The following is an 18,428-nucleotide window of genomic DNA, read 5'->3' on the forward strand; positions in this document are numbered from 1 at the left end:
CGTTTTCAGCGCGTACAACCTCGCCCTGGAGCGGCGAGGAGCACGAGAGCTCCGACGACGATGCAGGCGATGAAGCCCGCGAGCACGCCGACTTTCACCTTCGATTCAAGGGAGGAGGAATCGGCGAAGGCGAGGACACCGTGAACAGGCTCATGGTGAAGCCGACGCCTTAGAGCAGAGCGACGCCGTAGACCGGTGTCCAACTCGCATGAGCCGGGCGCTGCGCCAGCCCTGACTTCACGCAGGCGACGACGAAGCCATACACTCCGAGCTGCTTACCCAGGCACAGGCCGAGCGCCACGCCGAAGGTGACGGGATCGAGAAGCATTTTCGGCTCGAAACCCGCGAGAGAGACGTCGGCATTGGCGAAGCCGAAGATCGGCAGCACGAGATAGGCCGACCATGGTTGGATCGCGTGTTCCAGCCGGTGGAGAGGCGAGGCTGGATCGTCCGGCTTGCCAGCGCTGAGGCGCAACGGGATCGTGAGGGCTTGAAGCACCCCGGCGGTGGTAGCGCGGCCGCCCGATTCGATCACGAAGATCCACAGCACCAGCCCGAGGAATAGGTAGGGGGCGAGCCACGAGACGCCCGCCCGGTTCATCCCGTAGAGCAGCACCAAGGTAACAGTGACTCTGCCGAGCATCGGCAGGGAAAGGTCCGTAGTTTAGAAGGCCGCGATGACGAGCACGGCTCCGAGGTCGTCGATGATGGCGAGCGCCGTCAGGAACACCTTGCGCGACACCGGTACCCGCGCATCGAGCAGCGCGAGAACCCCGAGGGCGAAGGCGGTGTCCGTGGCGGCGGGGATCGCCCAGCCGTGCAGGGTCTCGGGCGAATGCCTGATGACGGCGACGTAGCCCAGGGCCGGTGCGATCATGCCGCCGAGGACGGCGACTCCCGGGAGGATGCGGTCGGGCCACGTGCGCAGCCGCCCATCGAGCATCTTACGCTTGATCTCCAGCCCGACGAGCAGAAAGAACACGGCTAACAGCGCGTCGTTGATTCAGTGCAGCACTCTAAGTGGTCCGAGATGGGCCTTCAGCGCAGTGAAATAGATCCAAGCGAGATCCGAATTCGCCACCATCAGGGCGAGCATTGCGCTCGCCATCAGCACGAGGCTGCCGCCGGCCTCGCTGGTCAACAGGCGCCTAAGGGCTGATGCCGGGCGATGGATCAAGCGCGGTGCTTGCTTGCCCAAGGGGGTGCCAAAGTTATGGTACTGGTTCAAGCCAAATCGGTAAGCGCGCGTCCGCGTTTGGCAGGAGAGACGGCACGCACCTCCCTCCTTCTTTGCTCGTCGATGCGAACCTGAGGGCCTTTCGGCCAGGATGCTCAGAACGAGCGCGGCAGGCCGAGGATGTGCTCGGCGACGTAGGAGAGGATCAGGTTCGTGGAGATCGGCGCGACCTGATAGAGGCGCGTCTCGCGGAACTTGCGCTCCACGTCGTATTCGGCGGCGAAGCCGAAGCCGCCGTGGAATTGGATGCAGGCATTGGCCGCCTCCCAGCTCGCCTTGGCGGCGAGGTATTTCGCCATGTTGGCCTGGGCGCCGCAGGGCTCGCCGGCATCGTAGAGCCGGCACGCCTCGTAGCGCATGAGGTTGGCCGCCTCGACCTCGATGAAGCTCTCCGCGATGGGGAATTGCACCCCCTGGTTCTGGCCGATCGGGCGGCCGAACACCATGCGCTCCTTGGTGTAGGCGGTGACCTTGTCGATGAACCAGTAGCCGTCGCCGATGCATTCGGCGGCAATCAGCGCGCGCTCGGCGTTGAGCCCGGTCATGATGTACTTGAAGCCCTGGCCCTCCTCGCCGATCAGGTTCTCGGCCGGGATCTCAAGTTCGTCGAAGAACAGCTCGTTGGTCTCGTGGTTGACCATGTTGAGGATCGGCCGAACCGTCAGGCCCTTCTTGACGGCCTCGTGCAGGTCCACGAGGAAAATCGACATCCCCTCGGATTTCTTCTTCACCTGATCGAGGGGCGTCGTGCGGGCGAGCAGGATCATCAGGTCCGAATGCTGGACCCGCGAAATCCACACCTTCTGCCCATTGATGATGTAGCGGTCGCCCCGGCGCACGGCCGTGGTCTTGATCTTGGTGGTGTCGGTGCCGGCGCCGGGCTCGGTGACGCCCATGGATTGCAGCCGCAACTCCCCCGCAGCGATTCGGGGCAGGTATTGCCGGCGCTGCTCCTCCGAGCCGTGGCGGACGAGGGTGTTCATATTGTACATCTGGCCGTGGCAGGCGCCGGAATTGCCCCCGGAGCGGTTGATCTCCTCCATGATGACGGAGGCTTCCGTCAGCCCGAGGCCGGAGCCGCCGTATTCCTCGGGGATGAGTGCGGCCATCCAGCCGGCCTTGGTCAGGGCCTCGACGAACGCCTCCGGGTAGCCGCGCGCCTCGTCGATGCGGCGGTGATACTCCGCCGGAAAGTCGGCGCAGAGCGCCCGCACCGCATCGCGGATCTCGCCATGGCTGCCGTGGTCGATCGTCTGCATCGGTGCACCTCCCGCCCCCGAGATAGGATCGGGAGGGCGTCCCGCCAGCAGACCCGGCGGGACGCCGCAGGGCTCAGCCCTTCTTGACGTTCCAAAACACCGGCACGCCTTCGAGCACGCCCGAGATGTTGGGCCGGTACGAGGTCTGCACGAAGTACTGGCCGAGGGGCAGGTAGGGCAGGTCCACGAAGGCCTGCTTCTGGATCTCGGCGGCCACCGCTTTCTGGCTGGCGACATCGGGCGAATCGAGCCATTGCGTGCGCAGGGCTTCGATCTTCTCACTGGTCGGCCAGCCGATGGCCGCGCCCGCGCCATTGCCGCGCAGGAACGAGCTGACGGCCGGGTTCGCCTGATCGAGACCCGCCCAGAACGTGCAGAACGCGTTCCAGCCGCCCTGCGCAATCGGGTCCTTCTTCGCCCGCCGCTGCACGACGGTGCCCCAATCCATCACCTGATAATCGACGTTGAACCCGGCGCGGGAGAGCATGTCGGCGGCGACGTCGGCCAGCGCCTTGAGGGTCGGGAAGTCGGACGCGCCCATGAGCACGACCTTCTCGCCCTTGTAGCCAGCGGCGGCGAGTTCCTTCTTGGCCGCCTCGAAATCGCGCTTCGAGGTCAGGGCATCGAGGCCGACATCATTCGCCATCGGCAATTTCGGGCAGAAATAGCCGACAGGCGCGTGCATCAGCTTCGGGTCGGTGCCCGTCACTGCCTGCATGTAATCGGTCTGGTCCACCACCTTCAGCAGCACCTTGCGGATCGCCGGATTATCGAAGGGCGGCAGGAGCTGGTTCATCCGCAGCGTGCCGATAAGGCCGGTCGGGTCCTTGATGGCGGTGGTGAGGCCCCGCAGGGTCGGCACGAGATCGGCCGGCGGCTGCTCCCACCAATCCATCTCGCCGGTCTGCATCGCGGAGGCGGCGGTGGCCTGATCGGGGATGATCGTCCATTCCACCCGGTCGACGTAGGCGCGCTTCGGGCCGGAGGTCCATTGCGGCTCGCCGCCCTCGCGGGGGACGTAATCGGCGAACTTCTCGTAGACGACGCGGGCGCCGACGATGCGCTCGTCCGCCTTGAAGCGGAACGGCCCGCTGCCGACCATCTCCGTCACCTGCGTGAAGGCGTCGGTCTTGGCCAGCCGCTCCGGCATGATCGCGCAGATGTTGGAGCCGACCTTGCCGAGTGCGTCCGGCAGGAGCACGAACGGCTTCTTCAGCCGGAACTGGATCGTCGTGTCATCCAGCGCAGTGAGTTCGTCCGTGTAGCTCATGAGCGATTGGCCCATGGCATCGCGCTTGCCCCAGCGGCTGATGCTGGCGACGCAATCCCGCGCCAGAACCGGCGTGCCGTCGTGGAACTTCAGGCCCGGCCGCAGGGTGATCTTCCAGCGCTTGCCGTCGTCCTCCGTCACATGGCCCGCCGCCATCTGCGGCTGGGCGCGGTAGCTGCCGTCGAGGCCGTAGAGCGTGTCGAAAACCGCCAGACCATGGTTGCGGGTGACGTAGGCGGTGGTCCAGATCGGGTCGAGGACCGTCAGGTCTGCCTGCGGGATGAACTTGAGCACCCGCGAGTTCGCGCCCTGCGCGAGGGCCGGCGCAGCGAGCGCGGCTCCGGACACGGCCATGAAACGTCGTCTGTTCAGCACGATCACACGCTCCGTTGTGGAAGGCACGCGAGCGTAGCATGGGCCGGGCCATTGGCATCGGCCGGTTGTCGAAACCGAATCTTCACCATGCTCCGGTTGTCTCACGCGCGTGCAACCTCGCGCCGGGGTTGGGAGACGTCGCGAACGTGTCGGCCCGAGCAACCATGGAGGAGGCAGGCGAGGACGCGGGCTTCACCCTGGTGGAGATGCTCGTGACCCTGGTGATCATCGGCCTCGCGGCGGCGGTCGCGACGCAATTCGCCGGCAGCGGTGTCGGACGCCGGGCCGATCGCATCGCGGCCATTCTCGGCTCCGAGATGGTCCTGCTGCGGGTGCAGGCGCTTCGCTCCGGCCAGACGGCGCATCTCGTGTTCGAGCCCGATTCGGGGCGGTTCCTCTCCTCACGGCCCGGCGCGGCGCCCATCGCGACGGCGCCCCTGCCGGTGCTGGTTCAGGTCGAGGAGGCCGCCACCGCGACTCCTGGCGAGATCCGCTTCCTGCCGGACGGCGGATCGAGTGGAGGGCGCATCGTCATCGGCGGGCGGGTTCTGACGGTCGGCACGCTGCTCGGCCGCGTCTCAAGGGGGACGATGCCGTGAGCACGTCCGAGGACGGCTTCACCGTGGTCGAGGTGCTGGTGGCCTTCGCCATCGCCGCCATCGGCATGATTCTCGCCATGCAGATCGCGGGGGAGACGGTGACGGGCCTGCGCCGCGCGGCGTTCTGGCAGACGGAAGCCGACGAGGCCGAATCGATCTGCCTGCAGCGGATCGCGGCGGGGCCTCTCGTGGCGGGGCTCGGCGAGGGGCGCTTCGCGGACGGGCGCATCTGGACGCTGACGGTGAGCGACGTGCGCGCCGCCCTGCCCGAGCGGCGCGGCCCGGCGGTCTGGCGCCTCGTCCTGACGCTCGGCGGCCCGGAGGGACGGCCGATCTACACCACCCTGGTGCCGGGTAAACCCGATGCGTGAGGGCAAGTCCGGCTCGGAGGACGGCTTCGCCCTGGTGGAGGTGCTGGTTTCCCTGGCGCTTGCGGCGCTGATCGGGGTTCTGCTGATCGAGACCGTGCGCGTCGCGGGCCGGTCCTCAGCCGCCGTGGCCGCCGCCGAGGGGGCCGGTCAGGTCCAGGCGGTGCGCGATCACCTGCGCCGCACCCTGGGAAGTCTCGCGAGCCGCCACATGGACGGCACGCAACCGGTCTTGCAGGGCGGCCCGGACGGTCTCTCGGCCGCCATCGCACCCGACCGCGCCGTCGAGCGGCCGGCGGACCTAGTGGCGACGGTCGCGGGCATCCCGCGCGGGGATGGCTTCCTCGACCTCGTGGAGCGCCGGGTGCCCCTCGAAACGCTCCAGGGCATCGCGGCGACGGCGCGCTCGGAGGTGCTGCTCGAAGGGGTCGCGGCCCTGGGGCTCCGCTATTACGGCGCTACCGCCAAGGGGATGCCCGCCACCTGGGCGACGGCCTGGGTCCGCCCCGACCGCCAGCCCGACCTGATCGAGGTGCGCATCGCCTTCGCGCCGGCCGACCGGCGGCGCTGGCCGCCCCTCCTGATCGCCACGGGAGACGTGCGGTGACCGGCGATTCGCGGAAGGACGAAGACGGCTTCGTCCTCGTGTCGGTGGTGATGGTGCTCGCCGCCGTCAGCGCGATCCTCGCCACCGCGATCCTGCAGACGCGGGCGAACGCCGCCCTCGCCCGCACCCGCGCCGATCTCGCGAATTTGCAGGGCATGGCGGATGGCATCACCCGCTTGCTCGCCCACGACCTCGCGGTGGCCCGGACCTACCGCCTCGCGGGGCTCGGCCTGCCGGAGGATGGCAGCCCCATCGCCTGCGCCCTGCCCTTGGGCCGGATGGCCTTGCTGTCCATCGAGGACCAAGGCCGCCTGATCGACCTGAACCGCACGCCTCGTCCCGCGATGGAGGAGGCGTTCCGTCTCCTCGGCATTCCCGATTCGACCGCCCTCGCCCTCGGCGCGGAGATCGTTGATTACCGCGACGCGGACGACGTGCCGGAGCCCAATGGCGGCGCCGAACTGCCGCAATACCGTGCCAAGGGCCTCCCCTACGGCCCGCGCAATGGCCCCTTCCTCAGCGTTGATGAGATCGGGCGGCTCCCATCCATGACCCCCGAGATCGCGGCGCGGCTCCAGCCGGCGCTCACGGTCTACAACGAAGCCGGGTCGTTCGACCTCGCCGCCCTGGTCCGGCGGCTGGGGGTCTCGGGGGCCGCACCGCCGCAGGGCGGCAGGCGGACACCCTCCCCGCGCCAGTATTTCCGCATGTCCGTCACCCTCGCGCAGGGGACGGCGCGGGCCGGGCGCGTCGGGGTCTACGCCCTCGGCGGCACCCGGACCGGGACCGACTTCCTCGTCTGGCAACCGGGCGTGGCCTTGTCCGCCACGCCCGGCACCGATCATCCCGCCTGCGCCGCGATCCGCGCGGCGCTGACGCCCTCAGAGCTTCGAGGCAGTTGAGTTGAAGATCTGGTCGGCCGCGCCGTTGCAGGTCCAGACCACCGTGCCCAGGCCCGCCTGACCGGTGCCGCCGAGCACGCCGAGGCAGAGGTTGGAGTTCACCGAGACGAGGTTGCTACCCCCGCCCACAGGCTTGGGCGTCCAGGCTTGGTTGTTCACGTTGAGGTAGGTGTACTGGTAGACCGTCGCGCCGGGGCCGGCGGGCTGGGTATCGAGGTTCTGGTCCAGGCACTTGCCTGAGGCGACGTTCATGTAGGCCGTGCCGCCGTTGCCGGCGATCGGGCGCCATTGCTGCTCGGCGGCGCCGGTGCAGGTCTGCTGGGTCACCGGAGCGCGGTCGTCCTTGTTCCCGGCGGGCACCGAGAGGCAGAGGCCCGACTGCGCCGACACGAGGGGACGGCCGCCGTTGCCGGTGTAGGTCTGGTCCGGCACGCCCGTGCAGGTCCAGCCGACCGTGCCCGTGCCCGCCTGGGTCGAGGCGCCGAAGACGCCGACGCAGAGCCCGTTATAGGCCGAGACGAGGGCGCTTCCGACGCCCTGCGGCTTGGCCTGCCACACCTGGTTGCTGCCGCCGTGGCAGCTGTACTGGTAGATCGCGGCGCCGGGGGAGACCGGCTGGTTGTCGAGGGTGAGATCCAGGCACTTGCCGGAGGCGATGTTGGTGTAGGTCGTGCCGCCGCTGACCGAGGTCTGGCGCCACGACTGCTCGTTGGAGCCGTTGCACGGCTGCTGGGTCACAGGACCCCGGTCACTGGTGTCGCCGCGGTTGATCGCGAGGCACATGCCGGTATGCGACGGCTTCAGGACGTCGATGGTCCCGGACACGGTGCTGAGGCCGCCGGACGTTCCGGAGCCCGACGCCCCGCCGCCGTTCGAAGCGCCGTTGCTGGAACCGCCGTTGCCGCCGTTGCCGCCGGTGCCCGAGCCGCCGCTGCCGTTGCTGCCCTGCGCGGAGGCGACGTAGGTCGTGGCCTGCGTCGGGGCGGCGACGTTGTTGCCGACCGCGACGATCACGCCCGGGGAAGGTACGCCGTTCCTGTCGATGGCGACGAGCTGGTAATAGCCCGGCGGGACGATGTTGCCCGAGGGCGGCGTCTGGATCGTCACCGTGTTGCCCGACTGGGAGAAGCTGGCGACGTAACGGCGCTGGGTCGAGTTGAAGGCGTGGGTGACGAGGCCGTTCCCGACCAGCACGACCTGGGACAGGCCGTTCTGCGAGGTCAGCTCGAACTGGGTGCTCTGGCCGTAGGGCAATTGGAGCGTCGAGAGGCTGACGATCTGCGGGCGCGGGGCGAGGGCCGAGCCGCCGTTCGTGCCAACGAACAGGTAGGGCGGGTAGTAGATTTCCGAGTTCTGGTTCGCCACCGGGCCGGGGCTGCCGCCGCCGGAGGTCAACACGGCGCCGTTCTGCATCAGGATCGCGCTGGAGTGGTAGCCGCGATAGATCGCGGCCGAGGCGGCATGGATCCACTGGTTGCTGTAGGGGTTCCAGATCTCGGTCTGGGTGACGGCGCTGGGGCCGGCATCATCGACATGCAAGCTGCCGCCGTTGATCATGACGAAGCCCGTGGGCAGCACCGTGGCGTTGGCGAAGGCGCGGCCGTACTGCATCGGCGTGACATCCTTCACGACGGGGGTGGCGCCGTTGATGTCGATGGTGGTGGCCCGGTTCGAGGATAGGTACCCGTCACCGTTCGTGTAGGCGTTGCCGCCGACCTGGAGGATCTTGCCGGTGTCGTACATCGCCGCCGTCGAGCCGGGGCCGACGTTCGGCGCGTCGTTGGCCGAGCCCACGTTCTTCTGCGGGCTGAGGAAGTTCATGGCCGTGACGGAGCCGTTGCCGGTCGTGTCGAGGTACCACATCTTGTCGGAGGCGATGCCGAAGACCTTGCCGTTCGGCGCGACCCAGGCGCGCGGGAACCAGTAGCGGCTGTTGTCCGGGCCGAAGGCGTCGCGGCTGTTGGCGCCGAACAGGCTGTTCCACTGGTTGCCGCCGAAGAGTTCCGGCGTCATCGCGTTCATCTGGCCGCTGTCGATCGCACCCTGCGGATTCCCGTTGACCGCGGCGTAGGGGTAGGTGCCGCCGAAGATGACCTGCTTCCCGTTCGGCAGGGTCAGCATGCTCGCGTAATAGCGGTCGTTGGCGAGTTTGGCCGAGACGGCGCCGATGGACGTGGCGCTCGGGTTGAGGATGACGCTGCCCTTGTCGTTGCCGTTGTCGAAGATGCCCCCGGACGAGATCAGCGAGCCGTCGAGCCGGTAAGCCTGCGCGGCGCAGAAGCTGTTGACGCCGACCACGCCCTGGAGCGTGACATGGGAATCCGGCGCCCCGGCCTTGCTCGGATCCCAGATGTCGAAGGTGCGGCCGTCCTGGATGGCCGGATCGTTGACCGCCGTGCCGTAGGACACGACCTTGCCGTTCGGCAGGAGGCCGAGGGTGATGGCGTTGATCGGCCAGTTATAGACGCCGGAATACATCCCGATCGTCGCCGCGTTGGGCGGGATCGACAGGCCGGACAGCAGCGGATCCGGCACTTGGTTCACGACCACCTTGAACAGCGCGGCCTTGGCCGGGGTGAGCAGGCACCCCGCCAGCATCGTGGCCGAGAGAAGCGCGAGCCGGCGCGCCCGCGAAGCGGCATGGGTGGGGGTCGAGACGGTCATGTCGAGGTCCGTAGTCCGTAATCGGGAGTTGGGGGTCAGTGAGAGGCGGGCGCGGCCGGCTGGCCGAGCCCTTGGGCGAAGGTGTCGAGGATCGCGAGGTCCCGTTTCAGGCGGGGCGCATCCAGGGAATCGCCGCCATAGGTCATGGCGAGGTTGCCCCTCCGGTCGAAGAGCAGGACCGTCGGGGGCGGCTCCGGCAGGCGCTCGGCCGGGTAGTGCAGCCGCTTGGCCAGCGCCTTGGTCTCCTCGGCATCGGAGGCGAAGAAGCGCAGGCGCCTGTCGGGTCCGAGAAGCCCGTCCGCGAAGGCGCGGAGACGGACGGCATCGTCGGCCTCGGGATCGGTGTCGAGAATGAGGAAGGCCACGCGGTCGCGCAGGGCGGCGGGCAGATCACGGGCGAGCTTGTCGAGATCCATCGTCCGCGTGACGCAGAGAATGGTGCAGCCCGCGCTCGCGAAGGACACGATGGTCAGCCTGTCCGTGAGGTCGGACGCCGTGACCATCTGGCCTCGAACGTCGTGACGGGACGGTGCGCCCCTAGGCCAGACGAGATTTTCGAGGTCGCTCGAACCGCCTCCGGCCCGTGCGGGGCAGATGCCGAAGGTCGGTCCCGCCAGGACGAGGGCGGCTACAAGGGCAATGATCTTCATTCGTGCCAACGGCATGATGCGACGACTGGTTGTCGACGCTTCCATGGCACACGCTTTAAGACACGAGCATTGCAGAAATCTGCTCAACCTGCAGTTTCCTCGTGCCAGAGTGAATGAAATTGGCTAATTCGAGGGGCGAGCGGCAATCCGCCGGGTTTGACACGCGCGGCCGGTGCGGCATGACCTTGAACCGTTGCGATGGCCCCGATTCCGGCGCTTCGGCGGGGCGACGAGAGGACAGAATCGAACCCATGGGCCTCGACCCGATCGATGCGACGGAGCAAACCCAGGCAGCCATGACCGAGCGGGCTGGCGCGGCCGATGAGGCGTGGACGCTGGCGAGCTTCAGCGACACGATCCACCGGGGCGGGGTCGGGCTATGGGCCTGGTCCCCCGTGCGCCGGCTCGCGCGGCTCGACAGCCTCTGTCAGGAATTCTGGGGCACCAGCCGCTCGGTCATCGGCATCGATGACCTCTTCGCGCGGGTGAACCTCGAGGATCGCCTCGGGATGGTCCGCGATTGGGAGGCGAGCGCCGCCGATCCGCACCCCTACAGCTTCGATTTCCGCATCGGCGAAGGGCCGCAGGCGCGCTGGATCTCGGCGCGGGGCGTCGGCGGGGAGGCTGGGCGGGTCGGCGAATGGCTCCAGGCCATCTTCATGGACGTGACGGACCATAAGCGCGCGGAGGAGGCCGAGCGGCTTCTCACCGCCGAACTGGCGCACCGTGTCTCGAACATGTTCAGCGTCGCCCGCGCCCTCACCTCCCTCGTCGCCCGGGAGGCGACCTCGATGCCGGCCTTCGCGGAGGACCTCGCTCGCCGCTTCGGCGTGCTCCACGAGGCGACGACCCTCGCCTCACGCTCGCACCGGCTCGATCAAGGCAATGTCCGATTGCAGGACCTCGCGCAGCGGATCCTGTCGCCCTACCAACAGGGCCGCAACATCGCCGTTGCCATCGATGAGACCGTGGTGATCGGGGCCGACCGCACCAACGACTACGCGATGATCTTCCACGAACTCGCGACCAACTCGGCCAAGTACGGGGCGCTCTCTGGTGCTGGATCGGTGCGGGTGCAGGGGAGCATGGCCGGCGACACCCTGCGCCTGACATGGTGCGAGGGCAGTGCCGAACCCGGCGCGGTCGAGAACGAGGGAACGGGCTTCGGCTCGCGGCTTCTGCGGCAGACCATCGAGCGCAGCTTGCGTGGCAGTTTTTCGCGCACGATCGACGGCGACGGGATGCGCTTCGAGATGAGCGTACCGGTGGGCTGACGGGCGGTTTCCCGCCCGTCACTCCCCCTCAGTTGGCGCGCGAGACCTCGACGAGGTTGTCCGAGAAGGACGGCGCGTGGCCCATGTCGGTGAAGGCGCCCGACGAGATGCTGTTCACCGTGCCCTCGTTGAGCTGGCGCCAGTAGCCCAGCGTCGCCACCACGATGCCGGATTTCACGTCGTCGGTGATCCGCGCCACGCCCTTGAAGGCGCCGCGGTCGTTGGCGACCTTCACCCGGTCTCCGTCCAGGATGCCCCGCGCCTGCGCATCCTCGGCGCTGATCATCACGAACTGCTCGCCTTGGCCCTTCTGCTTGTCCTCCATGTTCGCGTAGCAGGAGTTCAGGAAGTAATGGCTCTTGGGCGAGACGATGTTGAGCGGGAAACGCTTGGCGAGTTCCGGGTCGTTCGTGTGCGACTCGCGCGGGCCGAGGTAATCCGGCAGCGGATCGAGCGCTTCGCCGGGCTGGAAGCCCTCGTACATCTGGCGGAACGGCGGCGCGACGAAGTTCGTGGCGCCCTCGACCTTCAGCATGCACTTGCCGGTCGGCGTGGGGAAGTTGCCCTCGCGGTGGGGCGCCCTGTCGTCCGGCGTGCCGACCTTCAGGCGGGCGAAGCCGTGCTCGCGCATGTAGGCGAGGTCGATGCCCTCGCAGGCCGGCGCGTTCCAATCGACGTAGTGCTCAAGGCACTCCGAGTCGGTCCACTTGAAGTTCTCCTCCTCGTAGCCGAGCCGGGCGGCGAGGCGGCGGAAGATCTCGTTGTTCGGGATCGCCTCGCCCGGCGCCTCGGCGCACTTGGTGTTGTAGGTCAGATAGAGGTGGCCCCAGGAGAGGATCATGTCCTCCATCTCGGCTCCCATCGTGGCGGGCAGCAGGATGTCGGCGTAGGAGGCCGTGTCCGAGATGAAGTGCTCGGCGGAGACCATGAACAGGTCCTCGCGCATCAGCCCCTCGACGATCTTGTCGGTCTCCGGGGCCTGCGTCACGGGGTTCGAGTTCCAGCACATCATCGACATGATGGGCGGGTCGAGCTTCATCTCGCCGGTCAGGGCGCGGCCGATCTGAAGGTTCGAGACGACGCGGGTGCCCTCCGGGATCAGGTCGGGGCGGCAGATGACGTCGAACTTGTAGGGGTGCTCCCACACGCCGAACTGGGTGATGCCGCCGCCGACATGGCGCCACGCGCCGGTCAGCGCCGGGATGCAGGCCACCGCGCGAATGGTCTGGCCGCCGCCGTAATGCCGCTCCAGCGCCACGCCGATGCGGATGCCGACCGGCTGCTCGGTCGCCATCTCGCGGGCGAGCTTGCGGATGTCGTCGGCGGAGACGCCGGTAATCTCGGCGGCCCATTCCGGCGTGCGCTCGGCGGCGCGCTCCTTCAACTCCTCGAAGCCGACCGTGTAGTTGTCGACGTAATCCTGATCGACGAGGCCCTGCGCGATGATCGAGTTGATCAGCGCCATGGCCAGAGCGCCGTCCGTGCCGGGCTTCGGGGCGATGTGCCAGTCGGCGGCCTTGGCGGTGCGGGAGGCGTAGGCGTCGATGACGACGACCTTGGCGCCCTTCTTCTGGGCGTCCTTCACGATGGCCCAGTGGTGCAGGTTCGTGCTGACCGAGTTGCAGGCCCAGATCACGATGTACTTCGAGTGGATGTAGCTGTCCGGGTCGAGGCCCGCGGTCGGGCCGACGGTCAGCAGCCACGCGGTGCAGGAGCCCTCGCCGCAGAAGGTCCGCTCGGTGACGGTGGCGCCCATGCGGTTGAAGAAGGCGTCGCCGCCGTTCAGCCCGTGCACGAGACCCTGGTTGCCGAGGTAGCTGTAGGGCGCGATGGCCTGCGGGCCGTGCTGGTCGATGATCGCCTTCCAGCGGGTGACGATGGTGTCGAGCGCCTCGTCCCAGGTAATGCGCTCGAACTCCTTCGAGCCCTTCGGCCCGACCCGTTTCATCGGGTAGAGCAGCCGGTCGGGATGGTAGTGGCGCTTCTCGTAATCCTTGAGCTTCACGCAGAGGCCACCGCGGGTCATCGGGTGGTCCGGGTTGCCGCGCACGCCCTGAAGCTGGCCGTCCTTGACGTCGAACAGCATCGAGCAGGTGTCGGGACAATCGTGCGGGCAGCCTCCGAAGAAGGTCTCCGTCAGGCTCTCGGCCTGGGCGACGATCAGCGAGTCCGGCTTGACGATCTCGTTCATGTTTCCTCCGCGCCCGAGCGTCGTGCCTTCTTAGGGAGGCATGGCAGCGGCTCGGTACACGCGGAACGTGCACTAAAAGTCGAATTAGTCCAAATCGACTGGCCGATTTAATCGGCGGGGGAAGTCGGGCAGAAAGTCGCGGTCGGTGAGCGCGGCGGCCAGCACGGCGAACAGGCCGAGATGCAGGCCCGCCGCCGCCATGGCGACATTTTGGAAAGTGAATAGGGCGAGCGCCCCGCCCGCCATGGCCGGCGGCCCGGCGATGTAGACGGCGACCCGCCAGGGGGTCGCGGGCCGTGCGAGGCGCCAGTAGCAGGCGGCGAACGCCGCGAGGGCGAAGACGCCCTTCATCGCCGCCATGAAGCGTAGCAGCCGCGCGAGGTCGGGATCGGCGATCGCGGCGGGAGCCCGCAGCGCTGCCGCGCCCGCGACCAGGAGCACGAGGATCGTCGCCAGGACGAGGATCGTCCGCGCCGGCCGGATTTCGGCGGACGGGATGGCTGCGGATGTGAGGGCGCGCATGGTCGCGTCTCCTGCGGCGGGCGTCAGTCTCGCGCGAAACGCCCCGTCGCGCAATCGAGCCGTCAGCTGCCGCGATAGGTGGAATAGCTCCACGGCGTGACGACGAGGGGGACGTGATAGCGCGCCGCCGGGTCGGTGACGCCGAACCGCACGGGCACCACGTCGAGGAACGGCTGCTCCGGCCCCGCCCCCGTCCGGGCGAAATACGCGCCGACATGGAACAGCAGCTCGTAGGTGCCCGCTTGCAGGGACGCGCCTTCGAGGAGCGGCCCGTCCGTGCGGCCGTCCGCGTTGGTGACGGTGGACGCGACAGGCTCGCTCGACCCGTCGGCGCCGAGGCGGCGCAGTTCGATGGCGACCCCGGCGGCCGGACGGCCTGCGGTGGTGTCGAGGACGTGGGTGGACAGGTGGCCCATGGGATAAGGTCTCGCGGAGGATGCGCGAGACGAGCACGCGGCGCGGCGGCGGCGCAACCCGAAAACCGCCCTCCATCTTTCGAAGCGTTTTGAAAGACCTTACCCGCCGGACGGCTCGCCGCCGGCCCGGCTTCGGGGCACACCTCTTGCTGCGATCCCGCGCCGAGCCCGGCCGGCATCACCCGAGCGAGAGGGACCCGTCCCATGTATCCGATCCTGCACGAATGGGGCGGCTTCCTCATTCGCTGGACCCATGTCGTCGCGGCGATCGCCTGGATCGGCGCCTCGTTCTACTTCATGCACCTCGACGCCAGCCTGCGCGCGATCCCCGCGATCCCCGCCGGCAAGGGCGGCGAGGCCTGGGAGGTGCATGGCGGCGGCTTCTATCAGGTGCGCAAGTATCTCGTCGCGCCCGACCGGATGCCGGAGCACCTGATCTGGCACAAATGGCAATCCTACTCGACCTGGCTGTCGGGCTTCTTCCTGCTGTGCTGGGTCTATTACGGGCAGGCCGACCTCTACCTGATCGACCCGGCGGTGCGGGTGATCTCGCCCTTGACCGGCGCGCTCATCGGCATCGGCGCCCTGGCGCTCGGCTGGCTGATCTACGACGGGCTGAACCGCTCGCCACTGGCCAACCGGCCGCCCCTGCTGGCCACGGCGGTGTTCCTCACGGTGGTCGCCTTCGCCTTCGGCTTCCAGCAGGTCTTCTCCGGCCGGGCGGCGATGCTGCACACGGGCGCCGTGATCGCCACCTGGATGACCGGCAACGTGTTCTTCGTCATCATGCCGAACCAGCGCAAGGCCATCGCCGAGCTTGTCGCGGGCCGCGTGCCGAACCCCGCCTGGGGCAAGCAGGCGAAGAACCGCTCCTCGCACAACAACTACCTCACCCTGCCGGTGCTGTTCTTCATGCTGTCGGGCCATTACCCGCTGGCTTGGTCCTCGCCCTATAGCTGGATGATCGTCGGCCTCGTGGTGATCGCGGGGGGCGTGGTCCGCCACTTCTTCAACGTCCGCAACGCCGGGGGCGGCGACCGCTGGTGGACCTGGGGCGTGGCCACGGCCTGCGTCGCCATCGCGGCGGCAATCAGCATCGCCTCCTCCCCCGTCGCCCGCGAGCGGATCGGCTGGACCGCCTCCGCCGAGGCCGCCCCGGTGCAGCCGGTGAACCTCGCCTCGGCCGCGCACCCGCCCGTGGACGAGAGCGTGATGAACGTCATCGGCACCCGCTGCGCCATGTGCCATGCCGCCGAGCCGCAATGGCCGGACATGGTGAGCCCGCCCAAGGGCGTGCTCCTCGACACCCCCGAGCATGTGGCGCGCTTTGCCTCGGCGATCCGCATGCAGGCGGTGCTGACCCACGCCATGCCGCCGAACAACATCACCGACATTCAGCCCGAGGAACGGGCGGAACTCGCACGCTGGCTCGCCGCGCGCTAACCCTTCCGCCCCCTTCGCAGGATCCTCTCCCGTGACCGCTCCGTTTTCCGGCGACGACGCCCCCCGCGACTTCATCGGCTACGGCCCGACCCCCCCCAATCCGCGCTGGCCGAACGGCGCCCGCGTCGCGGTTCAGTTCGTGCTGAACTACGAGGAGGGCGGCGAGCGCTCCGTGCTCGACGGCGACCCCCATGCGGAGGTCTTCCTCTCGGAGATCGCGGGCGCCCTGCCCTTCCCCAACCGCCACATGAGCATGGAGAGCCTGTACGAGTACGGCGCCCGCGCGGGGGTGTGGCGGGTGCTGCGCCTGTTCCGCGAGCGCGGCGTGCCGCTCACGATCTTCGGCGTGGCGCAGGCCCTGGCCCGCAACCCGGTGGTGGTGGAAGCCTTCCTGCGCGACGAGCATGAGATCGCCGGCCATGGCTGGCGCTGGCTGTCCTACCAGGACGTGCCGGAGGAGATCGAGCGGGAGCATCTGGCCCGCGCGGTGGAGACGATCCAGGGCCTCACGGGCCAGAAGCTGCTCGGCTGGTACACCGGCCGCGACAGCCCGAACACGCGGCGGCTCGTCGTGGACCAGGGCGGCTTCCTCTACGATTCGGATAGCTACGCCGACGATCTACCCTACTGGGTGCGCGTCGGCGGGAAGCAGCACCTCGTGGTGCCCTACACCCTCGACACCAACGACATGCGCTTCTCGGTGCCGGGGGGCTTCCCCACCGGCGAGCAGTTCTTCGCGCATCTGCGCGACGCCTTCGACTGCCTCTACGAGGAAGGCGTCGCCGCGCCGAAGATGCTCTCCATCGGGCTGCATTGCCGCCTCGTCGGGCGGCCCGCGCGGCTTCCGTCGCTCGCCCGCTTCCTCGACCACGTGCTGAGCCATCCCGATGTGTGGGTGACACGGCGGATCGACATTGCCCGCCACTGGGCCGAGCACCACCCCGCGGAGCGGTGATCCCGCCCTCCACCTCATCCTGAGGTGCGGCGTCAGCCGCCTCGAAGGAGGGCTCCAGGGATCGCTGCGCGTTCTGGAGCCCTCCTTCGAGGCCCGCCGAGGCGGGCACCTCAGGATGAGGGCGAGGATGGAGATTGGTCGGCAACGCGCCCGTTGCACTTGAAGAGGACTGAGAATCCGTGATCGCCATCGCCGCGCTGAACGACCTGCCGAAGAGCGAGTTCGTCGCCCGTCTCGCCGAGATCTACGAGCACTCACCCTGGGTCGCGGAAGCGGCGTCTGCGCATCGTCCCTTCGCCTCTCGCGCGGCCCTTCACGCGGCGATGGAGGCGGCGGTGGCGGGCGCCGACGAGGGGCATCGTCTCGCCCTGCTGCGCGCCCACCCGGAACTCGCGAGCCGTGCCGCGCTCCGGGGTGAGCTGACCGCCCATTCGATGAGCGAGCAGGGCGGCAGCGGCCTCCTCGAGGCACCCGCTCCCTCCGTCGAGCGGATGCAGGCGCTCAACGCGGCCTACTCCGAGAAATTCGGCTTCCCCTTCATCATCGCCGTGAAGGGTCTCGACCGCGACACGATTCTCGCCCGGCTCGAAGCGCGTCTCGGCAACACGCCGGAGGCCGAGCGGCAGGAGGCCCTCCGGCAGGTCGGCCGCATCGCCGCCCTGCGCCTCGAAGCGCTGATCGACGACTAGGCCACCCGCTTGCCGAGCAACGCGAGCCCCTCGCCGACATGGGCGCGCAGGGCCTCGTGGGCCATATCCACGAAGGTCTTGGTCCGGGCCGAGAGCATCTTTCGCGAGGGGTAGAGCAGGCCGAGCGTCGCCGAAGTCGGCGGCGTGTGTTCGAGGACGGGGACGAGGCGCCCCTCGGCGAGATACGACGCCACCTCGAACAGCGGCTTCAGGACGATCCCCTCCCCGGCGAGCGCCCAATCGGTGAGGGTGTCGCCATCATCGGAATCGATGTGGCCGGAGACGGGCAACGTCACCGTCTCCTCGCCATCGACCAACGTCCAGCGGAACTGCTCGGAGCCGGGAAAGCGCAGCAGCAGGCAATCGTGCGTCAGCAGGTCCGCCGGCTCGGCGGGCGCCGGATTGCGGTCGAGATAGGACGGCGCGGCGCAGAGCACCCGCTCGATCTCGGCCACCTTGCGCAGGGTGAAGGTGGAATCGCGCATCTGCGACAGGCGGATCGCCACGTCCACCGCCTCCTGCACGAGGTCGAGCAGGTGTTCGGACAGGCGCAGCCGCACATCCGTCTCGCCATGACGGGCGCGGAAGTGCGGCACCAGCGGCGCGATCACCCTCCGCCCGAGGCCGATCGGCGCCGTCACCTTCAAGGCGCCGCGCGGCGCCGCGCCGGCCTGCTCGACGCTCTTCTCGGCCTGCTCCACGGCGGCGGTGATGTCGAGGCAGCGGTCGTAGAACAGGCGCCCGGCTTCCGTCAGGCTCATGCGCCGCGTGGTGCGCGTGAGGAGGAGGCAGCCGAGATGCTCCTCCAATGTCTGGATGCGGTAGCTGATGACCGACGGCGAGAGCCGCAGCGAGCGCCCCGCCGCCGAGAAGCTGCCGCTCTCCGCCGAGCGCATGAAGATGCGGATGCTCTCGAGCGAGATCATGCGATGGGATCTTCAGAAGCCGTTTGAAACTGTCAACGAAATTTCCTCCGGGCTCTCCGGGGGCGAGGCGGCTAAGCTGCC

General features: G+C 68.6%; 16 protein-coding genes and 1 pseudogene. 8 read left to right on the plus strand and 9 right to left on the minus strand.

Annotated features, from left to right (window positions below; all coding sequences use genetic code 11):
• Nucleotides 1–5: 5 nt before the first annotated feature.
• The 3 genes and pseudogenes from nhaA to ACS5Q7_RS10710 all read right to left on the minus strand — a co-directional run bounded on the left by nhaA (nt 6) and on the right by ACS5Q7_RS10710 (nt 4,120).
• Nucleotides 6–1,198 (minus strand): annotated as a pseudogene (gene nhaA / locus ACS5Q7_RS10700) (Na+/H+ antiporter NhaA).
• A gap of 134 nt (nt 1,199–1,332) precedes the next feature.
• The gene (locus ACS5Q7_RS10705; RefSeq protein ID WP_478339284.1) at nt 1,333–2,496 is read right to left on the minus strand and encodes an acyl-CoA dehydrogenase family protein; all 1,164 of its coding nucleotides are present in this window, start codon (nt 2,494–2,496) and stop codon (nt 1,333–1,335) included.
• Nucleotides 2,497–2,569: 73 nt separating this feature from the next.
• Entirely contained in the window at nt 2,570–4,120 is a 1,551-nt protein-coding gene (locus ACS5Q7_RS10710; protein ID WP_478339285.1) for an ABC transporter substrate-binding protein, read from the minus strand.
• Nucleotides 4,121–4,287: 167 nt separating this feature from the next.
• Between ACS5Q7_RS10710 and ACS5Q7_RS10715 the strand changes: the two genes are divergently transcribed.
• From ACS5Q7_RS10715 to ACS5Q7_RS10730, 4 genes are read left to right on the plus strand one after another with little or no spacing between them, the layout of a single operon-like run.
• Nucleotides 4,288–4,740 carry a pilus assembly FimT family protein gene (locus ACS5Q7_RS10715; protein ID WP_478339286.1) on the plus strand — a complete coding sequence of 151 codons (453 nt, stop codon included), beginning with the start codon at nt 4,288–4,290 and terminating at the stop codon, nt 4,738–4,740.
• Nucleotides 4,737–5,111, plus strand: a complete 375-nt coding sequence (locus ACS5Q7_RS10720) for a type IV pilus modification PilV family protein (protein WP_478339287.1) — start codon at nt 4,737–4,739, stop codon at nt 5,109–5,111. Before ACS5Q7_RS10715 ends, ACS5Q7_RS10720 begins: the two co-directional genes overlap by 4 nt.
• Nucleotides 5,104–5,715 (plus strand): hypothetical protein, encoded by a 612-nt coding sequence (locus ACS5Q7_RS10725; RefSeq protein WP_478339288.1) that lies wholly within the window; start codon nt 5,104–5,106, stop codon nt 5,713–5,715. The genes ACS5Q7_RS10720 and ACS5Q7_RS10725 overlap by 8 nt, the downstream gene beginning before the upstream one ends.
• Nucleotides 5,712–6,617: a type II secretion system minor pseudopilin gene (locus tag ACS5Q7_RS10730; protein ID WP_478339289.1), complete on the plus strand. Its 906-nt coding sequence runs from the start codon at nt 5,712–5,714 to the stop codon at nt 6,615–6,617. Before ACS5Q7_RS10725 ends, ACS5Q7_RS10730 begins: the two co-directional genes overlap by 4 nt.
• Here the strand turns inward: ACS5Q7_RS10730 and ACS5Q7_RS10735 are convergent.
• Both ACS5Q7_RS10735 and ACS5Q7_RS10740 read right to left on the minus strand, forming a co-directional pair.
• Nucleotides 6,597–9,281 (minus strand): ricin-type beta-trefoil lectin domain protein, encoded by a 2,685-nt coding sequence (locus tag ACS5Q7_RS10735; RefSeq protein ID WP_478339290.1) that lies wholly within the window; start codon nt 9,279–9,281, stop codon nt 6,597–6,599. The two genes, ACS5Q7_RS10730 and ACS5Q7_RS10735, sit on opposite strands and share 21 nt — an antisense overlap.
• A 35-nt stretch (nt 9,282–9,316) precedes the next feature.
• The gene (locus ACS5Q7_RS10740; RefSeq protein WP_478339291.1) at nt 9,317–9,976 is read right to left on the minus strand and encodes an SCO family protein; all 660 of its coding nucleotides are present in this window, start codon (nt 9,974–9,976) and stop codon (nt 9,317–9,319) included.
• 206 nt (nt 9,977–10,182) lie between these two features.
• Between ACS5Q7_RS10740 and ACS5Q7_RS10745 the strand changes: the two genes are divergently transcribed.
• Nucleotides 10,183–11,205, plus strand: coding sequence for a sensor histidine kinase (locus ACS5Q7_RS10745; RefSeq protein ID WP_478339292.1), 1,023 nt, complete (start codon nt 10,183–10,185; stop codon nt 11,203–11,205).
• Nucleotides 11,206–11,233: 28 nt separating this feature from the next.
• Here the strand turns inward: ACS5Q7_RS10745 and ACS5Q7_RS10750 are convergent, their stop codons facing one another.
• From ACS5Q7_RS10750 to uraH, 3 genes are all read right to left on the minus strand, one after another.
• Entirely contained in the window at nt 11,234–13,396 is a 2,163-nt protein-coding gene (locus ACS5Q7_RS10750) for a molybdopterin-containing oxidoreductase family protein (RefSeq protein ID WP_478339293.1), read from the minus strand.
• An 84-nt stretch (nt 13,397–13,480) separates the two neighbouring features.
• Nucleotides 13,481–13,918 (minus strand): hypothetical protein, encoded by a 438-nt coding sequence (locus ACS5Q7_RS10755; RefSeq protein ID WP_478339294.1) that lies wholly within the window; start codon nt 13,916–13,918, stop codon nt 13,481–13,483.
• 62 nt (nt 13,919–13,980) lie between these two features.
• Nucleotides 13,981–14,334 (minus strand): hydroxyisourate hydrolase, encoded by a 354-nt coding sequence (gene uraH / locus ACS5Q7_RS10760; protein WP_243954333.1) that lies wholly within the window; start codon nt 14,332–14,334, stop codon nt 13,981–13,983.
• 204 nt (nt 14,335–14,538) lie between these two features.
• Between uraH and ACS5Q7_RS10765 the strand changes: the two genes are divergently transcribed.
• The 3 genes from ACS5Q7_RS10765 (at nt 14,539) to uraD (ending at nt 17,421) form a co-directional block, all read left to right on the plus strand.
• Complete coding sequence (locus tag ACS5Q7_RS10765; RefSeq protein ID WP_478339295.1) at nt 14,539–15,777, plus strand: urate hydroxylase PuuD; 1,239 nt, start codon at nt 14,539–14,541, stop codon at nt 15,775–15,777.
• Nucleotides 15,778–15,808: 31 nt separating this feature from the next.
• The gene (puuE, locus tag ACS5Q7_RS10770) at nt 15,809–16,732 is read left to right on the plus strand and encodes an allantoinase PuuE (RefSeq protein WP_478339296.1); all 924 of its coding nucleotides are present in this window, start codon (nt 15,809–15,811) and stop codon (nt 16,730–16,732) included.
• Nucleotides 16,733–16,911: 179 nt separating this feature from the next.
• The gene (gene uraD / locus ACS5Q7_RS10775; RefSeq protein WP_478339297.1) at nt 16,912–17,421 is read left to right on the plus strand and encodes a 2-oxo-4-hydroxy-4-carboxy-5-ureidoimidazoline decarboxylase; all 510 of its coding nucleotides are present in this window, start codon (nt 16,912–16,914) and stop codon (nt 17,419–17,421) included.
• Here the strand turns inward: uraD and ACS5Q7_RS10780 are convergent.
• Complete coding sequence (locus tag ACS5Q7_RS10780) at nt 17,418–18,347, minus strand: LysR family transcriptional regulator (protein WP_478339298.1); 930 nt, start codon at nt 18,345–18,347, stop codon at nt 17,418–17,420. The two genes, uraD and ACS5Q7_RS10780, sit on opposite strands and share 4 nt — an antisense overlap.
• Nucleotides 18,348–18,428: the final 81 nt, after the last annotated feature.

The sequence above is a fragment of the Methylobacterium sp. Gmos3 genome, assembly GCF_056430985.1.